10 protein-coding genes are annotated in these 13,054 nt (G+C 65.6%); 5 read left to right on the top strand and 5 right to left on the bottom strand.

From position 1 onward, the window contains the following. Positions 1 to 47: 47 nt before the first annotated feature. The 4 genes from ACO06X_RS06800 to ACO06X_RS06785 all read left to right on the top strand — a co-directional run bounded on the left by ACO06X_RS06800 (position 48) and on the right by ACO06X_RS06785 (position 3,488). A complete protein-coding gene (locus ACO06X_RS06800) occupies positions 48 to 992 on the top strand; it encodes an OmpA family protein (protein WP_421839185.1) in 945 nt (314 codons plus the stop codon). Between the two features lie 243 nt (positions 993 to 1,235). Then, complete coding sequence (locus tag ACO06X_RS06795) at positions 1,236 to 1,412, top strand: hypothetical protein (protein WP_298172534.1); 177 nt, start codon at positions 1,236 to 1,238, stop codon at positions 1,410 to 1,412. Between the two features lie 217 nt (positions 1,413 to 1,629). Beyond that, positions 1,630 to 2,220, top strand: coding sequence for a 3-isopropylmalate dehydratase small subunit (gene leuD / locus ACO06X_RS06790; RefSeq protein WP_421839184.1), 591 nt, complete (start codon positions 1,630 to 1,632; stop codon positions 2,218 to 2,220). 269 nt (positions 2,221 to 2,489) lie between these two features. Then, positions 2,490 to 3,488, top strand: a complete 999-nt coding sequence (locus ACO06X_RS06785) for an NADPH:quinone oxidoreductase family protein (protein WP_421839183.1) — start codon at positions 2,490 to 2,492, stop codon at positions 3,486 to 3,488. A 147-nt stretch (positions 3,489 to 3,635) separates the two neighbouring features. Here the strand turns inward: ACO06X_RS06785 and ACO06X_RS06780 are convergent, their stop codons facing one another. Both ACO06X_RS06780 and ACO06X_RS06775 read right to left on the bottom strand, forming a co-directional pair. Beyond that, on the bottom strand, positions 3,636 to 4,049 hold the full coding sequence (locus ACO06X_RS06780; RefSeq protein ID WP_421839182.1) for a DUF2147 domain-containing protein: 414 nt from the start codon (positions 4,047 to 4,049) through the stop codon (positions 3,636 to 3,638). A 2-nt stretch (positions 4,050 to 4,051) separates the two neighbouring features. Further along, a complete protein-coding gene (locus ACO06X_RS06775) occupies positions 4,052 to 4,741 on the bottom strand; it encodes a trimeric intracellular cation channel family protein (protein WP_421839181.1) in 690 nt (229 codons plus the stop codon). An 88-nt stretch (positions 4,742 to 4,829) separates the two neighbouring features. On the opposite strand from ACO06X_RS06775, the gene ACO06X_RS06770 reads away from it, so the two are divergent. Further along, positions 4,830 to 7,016 (top strand): sensor domain-containing protein, encoded by a 2,187-nt coding sequence (locus ACO06X_RS06770; RefSeq protein WP_421839180.1) that lies wholly within the window; start codon positions 4,830 to 4,832, stop codon positions 7,014 to 7,016. 251 nt (positions 7,017 to 7,267) lie between these two features. Here the strand turns inward: ACO06X_RS06770 and lpdA are convergent, their stop codons facing one another. The 3 genes from lpdA to ACO06X_RS06755 form a co-directional block, all read right to left on the bottom strand. Then, the gene (gene lpdA, locus ACO06X_RS06765; RefSeq protein ID WP_421839179.1) at positions 7,268 to 8,668 is read right to left on the bottom strand and encodes a dihydrolipoyl dehydrogenase; all 1,401 of its coding nucleotides are present in this window, start codon (positions 8,666 to 8,668) and stop codon (positions 7,268 to 7,270) included. A gap of 121 nt (positions 8,669 to 8,789) precedes the next feature. Beyond that, a complete protein-coding gene (odhB, locus tag ACO06X_RS06760; protein ID WP_421839178.1) occupies positions 8,790 to 9,995 on the bottom strand; it encodes a 2-oxoglutarate dehydrogenase complex dihydrolipoyllysine-residue succinyltransferase in 1,206 nt (401 codons plus the stop codon). Positions 9,996 to 10,026: 31 nt separating this feature from the next. Continuing rightward, a complete protein-coding gene (locus ACO06X_RS06755; RefSeq protein WP_421839177.1) occupies positions 10,027 to 12,867 on the bottom strand; it encodes a 2-oxoglutarate dehydrogenase E1 component in 2,841 nt (946 codons plus the stop codon). Positions 12,868 to 13,054 lie beyond the last annotated feature (187 nt).

Here is a 13,054-nt window from a genome sequence, read left to right as displayed (position 1 = left end):
GCGGCACCCCCGCGCGGCGTCATGACAGAGCTTGAAGGAGTAACCCGATGCGTTCCCTTAACACCGGAAAGACCGGCCTGATCCTCGCAGCAACGCTTGCCGCGTCGCTGCCGGCCGGCCAATTCGCGCTGGCGCAGGAGCTCCCGCCCGTCGACCAGAGCCAGCAGACCCAGGCCCAGCCCCCCGTCGCCACCGGCGCCGAGCTGCGCACCACCGTCGCCCCCACCAGCGATGCCGCCGCCTTGCCCAAGGGACCGGACATCAAGGGCGTAATCTCGCGCCGCAGCGCAGACCGCATGGAAATCACTGCCGATGATGGCACCAAGACCATCGTCAACGTCAACGACTACACCAAGATCCGCTCGAGCAAGGGCCTCTTCGGCATGAGCCGCCAGCAGTTGGCCGCCAATGCGCTGCTCAATGGCCTCCCCGTCACGGTCCACACCTTGCAGTCGGGCGATGCGCTCATGGCGGCTGATATCCAGTTCAAGGACAAGGATCTCAAGATCGCCAACATGATCCGCACCGGCACCAAGCAGGGCTTCGAGGAGCAGAGCGCCGCCACCGCCGAAGTCCGCGCGATGACCGAGGCGCTGCGGACCCGCTTTGGCGATATTGACGACTACAATATCAAGAGCACCACCAACGTGAACTTCGCCTCGGGCAAGACGCTGCTGACGCCGCAGGGCAAGGCCGATCTTTGCGCCACCGCCACGCAGGCGCAGGGGATCAAGAACGCGGTCCTGCTCGTCGTCGGCTATGCCGATTCCAAGGGCAACGAAGATCTCAACCAGCGCCTCAGCGATCAGCGCGCGACCCGCGTGGTCAACTATCTGCAGCAGGCCTGCGGCTGGAAGCCCTACAAGATGCTCACGCCCTCGGGCATGGCCACCGCCAATCCTCTGGCGGACAACAGCACCCCCGAAGGCCGCGCGCAGAACCGCCGCGTTGCGGTCAACGTGATGGTCAGCAAGGCCGTCGACGGGATGTAAGGAAACTGTTTCTCGCAGAGACGCGAAGGAAGAAGAGACCGCGAAGCGGCTTCAGGCAGACACGGTCAAAGCTCCGGCCCACGCCGGCTCACCACCACCGCGTCTCGGCGCCCTTCTTTCCCTTTGCGTCTCTGCGAGAAACCCCTTCTTCCCATCACACCTGCGGATAGCCCCCTTCGCCCGCTTGCAATCACGGCTCGCCAAGGCCACTTCGAAGGTGAGGCGGGATCAAGGAGCACGTCCGTGACCAAGAAGACCGATAAAGAGAGCAGCAACAGCTGGACCGGCCCGGCCGCGATTGCCGGCGCAGCCATCGGCTCGGCCGCACTGGCCGCCGCTCTCCTCTATTCCTCGCGCCGCAAGGAACGCGCGGAAAAGGCGGCTCCCAAGCCCCCCGTCGATCCCATCGACACGGACTGATTTTCGCGCAAACGCAGAAGGTTCGCGCAGGGAGCGCAGAGACCGCAAAGCTATCAGGGCTTGCACGCGCCGCAGGCCATTTCGATCTCTTCAAGGCGGCCTCGCCGCCGCCTTCTTCTCTGCGAACCCTGCGCTCTCTGCGCGAACACTCTTTCGATCGCTTCGCGCATGCCGCAATCCTTGCAACCTGCGCCAACACCGGTCTAAAGCCCGCGCCATGGAACCCGTCACCACCATCGATGGCCGCGCCATCCCGTTCGGCCGCAAAAACGTCGATACCGACGTGATCATCCCTGCTGCCTGGCTCAAGACGATCAGCCGCGAAGGCCTCGGTCGCGGCGCGTTCGAAGCGCTGCGCAAGGATCCGGACAACATCTTCGACAGCGCCGAATTCAAGGGCTCGCCGATCCTCATCGCGGGTGACAACTTCGGCTGCGGCTCCAGCCGCGAGCACGCCGCCTGGGCGCTGCTCGATCTCGGCATCAAGGCCGTCATCGCGCCTTCGTTCTCGGATATCTTCTCGGGCAATGCCTTCAAGAACGGGATCGTCACGGTCGTCCTCCCGCAGGAAGCCATCGACCGCCTGATGGAAGTCGCGGCAACCGAACCCGTCCACATCGACCTCGAAGCCCAGACCGTGACGACGCCCTTCCAGGACCGCTTCACCTTCGAGATCGACGCCTTCCGCAAGCACTGCCTGCTGAACGGCCTCGACGAAGTCGGCCTCACCATGGCCCGCGGCGATGCGATCAGCGCCTACGAAGCCAAAGCCAGCGCCGAGCGCCCTTTCCTCGTCCACCCGGCCTGAGGCCACCGCCGCGTAACCTGCCTGTTTCTCGCAGAGACGCTGAGGAAAAGGAAGACCGCAGAGAGGCCGGGAAGGCGGCGAAGCCGCTTGTTCCTTGGAACGAGGTATCATCGTACAGCTGTCGCTGAAGGCGAGTGCGGCATCGTTGCGCTCTTCTTATCCTTCGCGTCTCTGCGAGAATCCCCTCCCTTAACCACCCGCTTAAATAGGGCTTCCCAAGCCCGCCAAAACATGGCTCAAAGGTGCCAACCAAAGCACCGGAGAGATCGATGAAAGCCCTCAGAACCCACGCCGTCGGCGGCCCCGAAACCCTCACGCTTGACGAAATCGATGAACCCACCGCCGGCCCCGGTCAGGTCGTCGTCGCGGTCAAGGCTTGCGCGATCAACTTCCCCGATACGCTGATGATCCGCGACATGTACCAGTTCAAGCCGCAACGCCCCTATTCGCCCGGCGGCGAGTTCTCCGGCGTGATCGAAAGCGTGGGCGAGGGCGTCACCCAGTGGAAGGTGGGGGACCGCGTCATCGGCATGTGCGGCAATGGCGGCCTCGCCGAGAAAGTCGCGCTCGATCAGGGCCGCATGTTCCCGCTGCCCGAAGGCGTCTCGTTCGAAACCGGCGCCTCGCTGCTGATGACCTACGGCACCACGATCCACGGCCTCAAGGATCGCGGCCGCATCAAGGCGGGGGAGACCATGCTCGTCCTCGGCGCTGCCGGCGGCGTCGGCATTTCCGCGATCGAACTCGGCAAGGCCTATGGCAACCGCGTGATCGCCGCCGTCTCCAGCGAGGAAAAGGCCGCCGCCGCCCGCGAAGCCGGCGCGGATGATGTCGTGATCTACGGCCGCCCGCCGTTCGACAAGGACCAGAGCAAGGCCCTCGCCGATGCCTTCAAGGCCGCCTGCGGACCGAACGGCGCGGACATCGTCTACGATATCGTCGGCGGCGATTATTCCGAACCCGCGGTGCGCGCCATCGCGTGGGAAGGCCGCTTCCTCGTCGTCGGCTTCCCCGCCGGCATCGCGAAGCTGCCGCTCAACCTCACGCTGCTCAAATCCTGCGATGTCTGCGGCGTATTCTGGGGCGCCTTCACCGCGCGCGAACCGCAGAAGAACGCCGAGCACGTCGCCGAACTGTTCGAACTGCTCAAAGCCGGCAAGATCAACCCCCGCGTCAGCGCCCGCTTCCCGCTCGAGCGCGGCGGCGAAGCCATCGCCATGCTCGCGGACCGCAAGGCGGTGGGCAAAGTCGTGGTCACGATGGACTGAGCCGAGGGAGGGGGAGGGCGGACGCTCCCCCCTCTCGTCGCTACGCGCCGCGCAATGACCAGGTGCAGGTAGCCTTCTCCTCCCCATTTTCACGAAGTGCGAATGGGGAGGTGGCCTGCCGCAGGCAGGTCGGAGGGGTTCTTCCTTCTACTTCACCTTCGCCCAGACCTGCGTCTTGCACAGCGGCCAGACCAAGCACCCCTTCACCACCAGTTCCCCGGGCGAGCGCAGCGAAACCGTCGCCGCATAGGTCCCGCCGTCGTTGGGATTGTAGATCGTCCCCTTCCAGCTCCCGCCCGCCGGTTTCAGCCCGCGGAAGATATACATCCCCAGCAAGGGCCGTCCCCGCAGCGCCGGGTTCTTGTTGTTGCGGTCGAACTTGTCCTCCGCGCCGCCGCTCGATCCGCCGAGGATCTTCCCGCAAAGCCCGCCATCGCATTGGCTCACCTCGATCAGCCCGCCGCGCTCGGGCGTGCGCCACTGGCCATAGGGGCTCGCCTGCTCCGCCGCACTTGCTCCCGCAGCAAGCAACAGGGCACCAACCAACAAGAACGTCCGCATCCTCATTTCCCCCTGCTACGCCATCCATAGGCTGGCAGCGCCAGCTGCCAATGGATCGCCGCACCCCGCAGGCCAAAGCCCGCCAATGCCGCCACCGGCCATACGATCATCTTGTCGATCCCCGCCATATGTCCACACGCGCACAGCGCCGAGGTGAGCGCGGCGGGCGTCACATAAAGCTCGGGCCGCATGATGATCGAGGGCCGCCCCGCGATCACGTCGCGGATCACCCCGCCCACGCAGCCGGTGATCACGCCCATCAGCGCGGCTGGAACCGGCGCCACGCCCAGCGCCAGTGCCTTTGCCGTCCCCAGCACGGCATAGGCGCCAAGCCCCGCTGCATCGGCCCATTCGATCACCCGCGTGCTCTCGCCCTGCCACCAGCGCGAAGGGCTGAACCACACCATCAGCGCCACGCCCAGACACACCGGCGCGGTCCAGGCATTGTGGACCCAGAACACCGGCGCCCCGATCAGCAGATCGCGCACCGTGCCGCCGCCCACGCCCGTCACCACCGCAAAGAACGCCATCGTCACGAACGTCTGGCGCATCCGCGCCGCCAGCAGCGCCCCGCTCAGCGCGGTGATCGCGATGCCCGCCGGGTCCAGCGCCGCGATCAGGGCAAAGACATCCGAAGCCGGCAATCGCGGCGCCGCGGGCAAGCTCAATGCAAGGATGGAAATCGGGCTCATTGACGCTCCACTTAGGACGAAAGTAACCAGTGCGTGCCTAGGATGAGAGCCGGAACGGTCTCTTTCTCCAACAGGCTCCCTGCGCGCAGTGAAGAATCTGCTCAAGACCTGGCACGGCGCAAAGCCGCCGCAACCGTCGCCTCCCGGCGATGATGCCGCGCATCGGCTGGCCGTGTTCGAGGATATCGAGCGTGGCCATTCCGGTTGGTTCTGGGCCACCGATGCCTCCGGCTGCCTGACCTATATCTCCCCCGCCGCCTGTGAACGCTTCGGTCTTACGCCGGAAATGCTGATCGGTCAGCCCTTTACCAGCCTGTTCGAAACTGATCCCGAAAACCCCGGCGAACGCTCGGACCGCCCGCTGCAGTTCCTGCTTGGCACGCACACGCGGATCGCGGACGTGACCGTGCGCCTCGCCCCTGATCGCTGCGCACCCGGCACGCGCCTCGCATGGTGGGCGCTTTCCGGCCAGCCCAAGATCGATGTGGCGAAGCCGGGAACGGACGGCGCGTTCCACGGCTATCGCGGCAGCGCGCGCGATATCACGGTGGAATACGAACGCCGCATCGAGGATTCGCGCCTTGCCGAATTCGATTCGCTCACCGGCCTTGCCAATCGTCACCGCATCACCCGCCGCTTCGATTCTGTGCTCGCCGCGTTCAAAGGCACCCTGCGTCCCGCCACGCTGATGATGCTCGATCTCGATCGGTTCAAGCACGTCAACGATACGCTCGGCCACCCCGCGGGCGACGAACTCCTCCGTCAGGTCGCCCAGCGCCTCACCCGCGTCGTGGGCTCGGCGGGCGAGATCGGCCGCCTTGGCGGCGACGAGTTCCAGATCCTGCTCGCCGATCAGGAAGATCGCGGCAAGCTTGGCGAACTGGCCGACAGGATCATCGGCCTCATCTCACAGCCCTATTCCATCGACGACAATCACGTCGTCATCGGCGTCTCGATCGGCATGGCCATCGCCCCGTTCGATGGCACCGAGCGCGAGGATATCGTCCGCGCCGCCGATCTTGCGCTCTATGCTGCGAAGCACGGCGGACGCGGCCAGTTCCGTTTCTACTCTTCCGACCTGAAGGATGAGAAGGAAGAGCGCCGTCTGCTCGAAGAAGCGCTGCGCGAAGCGATCGCCTCGGTCGATGGTTCGGACGAAAGCTGGGACGACCCCCAACTCGGCATGGTCTACCAGCCCGTCGTGCGCACCGATGATCACGCCGTCGTCGGCTTTGAGGCGCTGATGCGCTGGGAGCATCCGCAGCGCGGCGCGATTCCGCCTTCGGTGTTCATCCCCGTTGCCGAAGATACCGGCATGATCCTCCAGCTCGGCGCCTGGGCGCTGCGCCAGGCCGCGCGCGATGCCGCGCTCTGGCCGCACCCCTTGCGCGTCGCGGTCAATGTTTCGGCAGTGCAGTTCGCCCACCCCGATTTTCCCGGCATCGTGTCCGATGTGCTCGATGCCAGCGGCCTCGATCCGGATCGGCTGGAGCTTGAACTCACCGAATCGGTGTTCATGGGCGATAGCGAAGTCACCGATGGCGCGTTCAAGGCGCTGAAGTCCCTTGGCGTCCGCCTCGCGCTCGATGATTTCGGCACCGGCTACTCTTCGCTCAGCTACTTGCGCGCCGCGCCGTTCGACAAGCTCAAGGTTGATCGCAGCTTCGTCGAAAGCTGCACCCTCAGCGATCAGAACAGCGCCAAGATCATCGCCGCGATCATCGGGCTGGCCGATGCTTTGGGCATGGAAACTACCGTCGAAGGCGTCGAGGCCTTCGATCAGCGCGATGTCGTTTGCGCCAAGGGCGCCCGGTTCATCCAGGGCTTCCTCTATTCGCCCCCGCTCCATCAAGCGGTGCTGCTCCAACGCATGGCGGCGGGCGAACTGCGCATCCCGCCCGAAGGCCCCCAGCGCCACCGGCCGGAGCGCCGCTCGGTCTATCGCCGCATCGGCGTGATCCACGAAGACCACCGCTACGAAGCGCTGCTACGCAATCTCTCGGCCACCGGCGCAGGGATCGAGGGCCTCGTCGGCGTGCCCGTCGGCACCAGCCTTGTGCTCGATCTCGGCGCGGGCCAGCTCGCCGTCGTCACCGTCTCGCGCTCCGAAGATGCGACCATCGGCGTCGAATTCGAAACCCCGCTGGTCAGCGACGGCGCCGGCGGCCTCGTCACGCGCTACCGCGCCAGCCCCTATGCCCTCGCCACCGCCGCCCGCATGGCCAGCAGCAGCACCCCCCAGTTCCTCGAAGTGGAAGTCCGCAAGCGCGCCTGAAGGTCCTCCCCATTTTTGCGGAACGCACAAATGGGGAGGTGGCCCGCGAAGCGGGTCGGAGGGGTAATTCCTCCCCGGCACGGGGAGGGGGATCACCGAATGTGATGGAGGGGCGCCCTCAGTAGGAAATAGTTTCGCGCAGAGACCGCAGAGACCGCAGAGATCGCAGAGAAGCGTCGGCAACCTGCCGCAACCCCTCTGCGCCCTCTGCGAACTCTGCGCGAACCAATCTGCGGCAAGAGCCGCGAACGTCAAATATGAATCGGCTTGCCCCCAATGCCCATCGCCGCTTCCTTCAGCGCCTCGGCATGGGTCGGATGCGCGTGGCTGGTATAGGCGATGTCTTCCGCCGTCGCGCCAAACTCCAGCGCCAGCGCCGCTTCGGCAATCATCGATCCCGCGACCGAGGCGATGCACCACACGCCCAGCACCCGCTCGGTTTTCGCGTCCGCGATCACCTTCACGAAGCCGTCGGGTTCGTGGTTGGTCTTGGCGCGGCTGTTCGCCAGCATCGGGAACTTCGAAACCTTCACCTCGCCCTTCTCGCGCGCCGCCTCTTCGGTCAGGCCCACGCCCGCGATCTCGGGGAAGGTATAGACCACGCTCGGGATCACGGCGTGGTTCACGATGCCCGTCTGCCCGGCGATGAACTCCGCCACCGCGACGCCCTCATCTTCAGCCTTGTGCGCCAGCATCGGCCCCGGGATCACGTCGCCGATGGCCCAGACGCCCGGCACCGCGGTGCGGAAATCATGCCCCGTCTCGATCTGCCCGCGCTTGTTCAGTTCAAGGCCGATCCTCTCGAGCCCCAGCCCTTCCACATTCGGCCGCCGCCCGATCGAAACGAGCACGCAGTCCGCGCTCAGCGTTTCCGCCGCGCCGCCTGCCGAAGGTTCCACCGTCAAGGTCGCGGTCTTGCCCTTCACGGCAACGCCCGTGACCTTGGTGGAAAGCTTCAGCTCCATGCCCTGCTTCTTGAAGATCTTCGCGGCTTCCTTGCGCACATCGCCGTCCATGCCGGGCAGCAACTGGTCGAGGAATTCCACCACCGTCACCTTCGCGCCGAGCCGCCGCCACACCGATCCCAGCTCCAGCCCGATCACGCCGCCGCCGATCACCACGAGATGCTCCGGCACCCGCTCCAGCGCCAGCGCGCCGGTGGAATCGACCACCACGCCCGCGTCGTTGTCCACCGTCACGCCCGGCAGCGGCGTCACGCTCGAACCGGTCGCGATCACCACGTCTCGCGCGGTCACCTTCGCGCCCGCCACGACAACCGTGTGCGCATCCTCGAACGCGGCATAGCCCTTGAGCCAGGTCACTTTGTTCTTCTTGAACAGGAACTCGATCCCGCCGGTCAGCTGCTTGACCGAATCCACCTTCTGCGCCTGCATCGCCGCCAGATCGAGCGTCACCGGCCCGGTCTTGATGCCGTACTTGGCAAAGGTCCCGTCCACCGCCTCGGCAAACTTCTCCGAGCCGTGCAGCAGCGCCTTGGAAGGAATGCACCCCACGTTGAGGCACGTGCCGCCCAGCGTCTCGCGCCCATCGGCGCAAGCCACCTTCAGCCCCAGCTGCGCCGCCCGGATCGCCGCGACATAGCCGCCGGGGCCGGCACCGATGATGAGGACGTCGTAGTTGTATTCAGCCATGTTGAGGCTCTTTCCTTGCGGGTCTTCCACCATCCCTCGTCATTCCCGCGAAGGCGGGAATCCAGGGCGGCGCAGAACTGGATTCCCGCCTTCGCGGGAATGACGAAAGTCTTGTACCAGATCACATATCGATCAGCAGCCGCGTCGGATCCTCGATCGCTTCCTTGATCGTCTTCAGCGCCGTCACCGCCTCGCGCCCGTCGATGATCCGGTGATCATACGAAAGCGCGATGTACATCATCGGCCGCACCACGATCTGCCCGCCCCGCACCACCGGCCGGTCCTCGATCCGGTGAAGGCCCAGCACCGCAGACTGCGGCGGATTGATGATCGGGGTGGACATCAGCCCGCCAAACACACCGCCGTTCGAGATCGTGAACGTGCCGCCCGCCATGTCGGCCATGGTCAGCGTCCCGTCGCGGGCCTTCTTGCCGTATTCGGCGATGGCCTTCTCGATGCCCGCAAAGCTCATCTTGTCGACATCGCGCACCACCGGCACGACGAGGCCATTGGGCGCCGAAACCGCGACTGAAATGTCCACGTAATCGAAGTAGACGATCTCATCACCCTGCATCTGCGCGTTGACCGAAGGAATGTCCTTCAGCGCCAGCACCGAAGCCTTGGCGAAGAAGCTCATCAGGCCAAGCTTCACGCCGTGCTTCTTCTCGAACACGTCCTTGTACTTCGCGCGCGCTTCCATCACCGCGCTCATGTCCACGTCGTTGAACGTGGTGAGCATCGCGGCGGTTTCCTGCGCCTGCTTCAGCCGCTTGGCGATGGTCTGGCGCAGGCGGGTCATCTTGACCCGCTCTTCGTTGCGCCCGCCCGAAACCGCCACGACCGGAGCCGGGGCAGGGGCCGGAACCGCCACGACCGGCGCGGGCGCAGCCTGCTTGGCCACCGCCGCCGCCAGCACGTCTTCCTTGGTCAGGCGCCCGTCCTTGCCGGTGCCCTTCACCGTGGCCGGGTCGATCCCATGCTCCAGCACCGCGCGCCGCACCGCCGGCGAAAGCGCCGCCGCATCGTCAGCGACAGCCGCCGGGGCAGGGGCTGAAGCAGCCGCCGGAGCAGGGGCCGCCGCAGCCACCCCGCTCGTCTCGATCATCCCCAGCACCGCGCCCACCGCCACGGTATCACCCTCGGCGGCCACATGCGCGCCCATGATCCCCGCAACGGGGGAGGGCACTTCGACCGCAACCTTGTCGGTCTCAAGGCTCGCGATGGGTTCATCCAGCGCCACCGCCTCGCCGGGCTGCTTCAGCCACTGGCCAACCGTCGCTTCGCTGACGCTTTCGCCCAGAACCGGAACTTTGACTTCGATAGACATGGGATTGTCTTCCTGAGAAAATTGCGGCCGATCAGGCCTTCTTCTTGGTCCGGCGCAGCTCGCCGCGCACCGAAAGCGAAAGCGCGTTGCTCACCAGCGCGGCCTGTTCGGCTGCGTGGCGCTTGGCAAGGCCCGTCGCCGGGGACGCCGCCGCAGAACGCCCGGCATAGCGCGCGCGCTTCACCTTGCTGCCCGATGCCTTCAGCGATTCCTCGATCAGCGGCTCGACAAAGAACCACGCGCCGTTGTTGCGCGGCTCTTCCTGGCACCACACCACCTCTTCAAGCTGCGTCATGCGCGAAAGCCGCAGCGCCAGCGGCTCGCCCGGGAACGGGTAGAGCTGCTCCAGCCGGATGATCTGCGTATCGGTGATCCCCGCCGCATCGCGCGCCTCGATCAGGTCGTAGGCGACCTTGCCGCTGCACAGCACGACGCGCTTGGTGTTCGCATCGCTCGCCGGATTCAGGTCGGAAAGGATGCGCATGAAGTGCCCCTCGCCAACAAAGTCCGAAGCCTTCGATTTCGCCAGCGGATGGCGCAGCAGGCTCTTGGGCGTCATGATGATCAGCGGCTTGCGGAAGGGCCGCTGCATCTGCCGGCGCAGCACGTGGAAGTAGTTCGCCGGGCTGGTGATGTTGCACACCTGGATATTGTCCTCGGCGCAGAGCTGGAGATAGCGCTCCAGCCGCGCGGAGGAGTGCTCCGGACCCTGGCCTTCATAGCCATGCGGCAGCAGCATCACGAGGCCGTTGGCCCGCAGCCACTTGGCTTCCGAAGCCGCGATATACTGGTCGATCACGATCTGCGCGCCGTTGGCAAAGTCCCCAAACTGCGCTTCCCACAGCACCAGCGTCTTCGGGTCCGCGCTCGCATAGCCATATTCGAAGCCCAGCACGCCGTATTCAGAGAGCGGGCTGTCATGCACTTCGAACTTGCCGTGGGGCAGGGTGGTCAGCGGCACGAACTTGCGCTCGCTGGTCTGATCGACCCACACCGCATGGCGCTGGCTGAACGTGCCGCGCCCCGAATCCTGGCCCGAAAGCCGCACGTTGAAGCCTTCGGTCAGCAGGCTGCCAAACGCGAGCGCCTCGCCGGTTGCCCAGTCAAAACCCTCGCCTTCCGCAAACATCGCCTTCTTGGCCTCGATCACGCGGCCCAGTGTCTTGTGGATGGTCAGGTCGTCGGGCACCGTGGTCAGCGTCCGGCCCAGCGCGTCAAACCGCTTCTGGTCGATCCCGGTCGCCACGTTGCGGCGCGCGGTTTCCGGGTCCGCCGGCTTGTTCAGCCCGCTCCAGCGCCCGCCAAACCAGTCGGCATGGTTGGCCTTGTAACCCTTGGCTGCCTCGAACTCGGCCTCCAGCGTCGCGACGAAGCGGTCCTCGGTCTCGCCCTTCCAGTCCTTGTCGATCACGCCCTGCTCGATCAGGCGGCGCGCATAGACTTCCGAAACCGCCGGGTGCTGCTTGATCCGCGCATACATCAGCGGCTGGGTAAAGCTGGGCTCGTCGCCCTCGTTGTGGCCAAAGCGGCGATAGCACCACATGTCGACCACCACATCGCGGCCGAACTTCTGGCGATAGTCGATCGCCAGCTTGCACGCGAAGGTCACCGCTTCGGGATCATCGCCGTTTACGTGGATGATCGGCGCCTGCACGCCCTTCGCCACGTCGGACGGGTAGGGCGAACCGCGCGAGAACTGCGGGCTGGTGGTAAAGCCGATCTGGTTGTTGATGATGAAGTGCAGGCACCCGCCGGTGTTATACCCCTTCACGCCCGAAAAGCCGAGGCACTCCCACACGATGCCCTGGCCCGCAAAGGCGGCGTCGCCGTGGATCAGGATCGGCAGCACCTGCTTGTGCTTGCCTGGGCCGATATCCTCGCGGAACGCCTGCTGCGCGCGCGCCTTGCCCAGCACGACGGGATCGACGGTTTCCAGATGGCTTGGGTTGGGCTGCAAGCTCATATGCACCTTGATCCCGTCGAACTCGCGGTCCGTGCTGGTGCCGAGGTGATACTTCACGTCGCCCGAACCGCCAACGTCCTCGGGGTTCGCGCTGCCGCCGGAAAACTCATGGAAGATCACGCGGTAAGGCTTGGCCAGCACATTCGCCAGCACGTTGAGGCGCCCCCGATGCGCCATGCCATAGATGATCTCGCGCACGCCAAGCTGGCCGCCATACTTGATGACAGCCTCCAGCGCCGGAATCATCGATTCCCCGCCATCAAGGCCAAAGCGCTTGGTGCCGACGTACTTCTTGCCGAGGAACTTCTCGTACTGCTCGCCGCGTACCACCGCCGCCAGAATGGCCTTCTTGCCGTTGGGGGTGAAATCGATGGACTTGTCGCCGCCCTCGATCCGGTCCTGCAGGAACTTGCGCTCCTCCACGTCCGCGATGTGCATGTATTCGAGGCCAACCTTGCCGCAATAGTTGCGCTGCAGCACGCTCACGATTTCGCGCGGGGTCGCCCACTGCATGCCGAGCACGCCGCCGACGAAGACCTTCTTGTCGAGGTCAGGCCCCACAAAGCCGTGGTATTCCGGGGTGATGTCCGCCGGCAGTTCCTGCCGCGCAAGGCCGAGTGGATCGAGGTCCGCGGCCAGATGCCCGCGCACGCGGTAGGTGCGCACCAGCATCATCGCGCGGATCGAAGCGCCCGCCGCCGCTTCCAGCGCGGCTTCGTCCAGCGGCGCGCCAGCCGCCTTCGCGGCCTTGGCGATTTCCTGCTTGAGCGCCATCGGGTCGAGCGCGCGGGTCAGGTCGTCGCCCGCGCCGGGATCGCTCACCGGCCAGCGCTTCGAAGCCCAGGAAGGCCCCGCCTGCGGACCCTCCTGCAACGGATCCACTTCGAAAGCGCGCTCTTCGTAACCCATCTCTCACTCCTCTCGCCCCGGGGAGGTTGGGGCGTCGGACCACTTGCTTTCCCATGAGCGAAATGCGCCGCCCGGAACGATAACCATGCAAACCCGCACAACCAGCGGGTTTACCCGTGTCCCTGCAAAAGGAGCGCACTCCCGGGGCCACGTAAAACCTCGTAGCTGAACGGGGCGCGAACCTGCT

It is taken from the genome of Novosphingobium sp. (assembly GCF_965229225.1).
GTDB lineage: Bacteria > Pseudomonadota > Alphaproteobacteria > Sphingomonadales > Sphingomonadaceae > Novosphingobium.
Note: the sequence above shows the minus strand (reverse complement) of the source record. Positions and strands in the feature narration are given on the sequence as shown.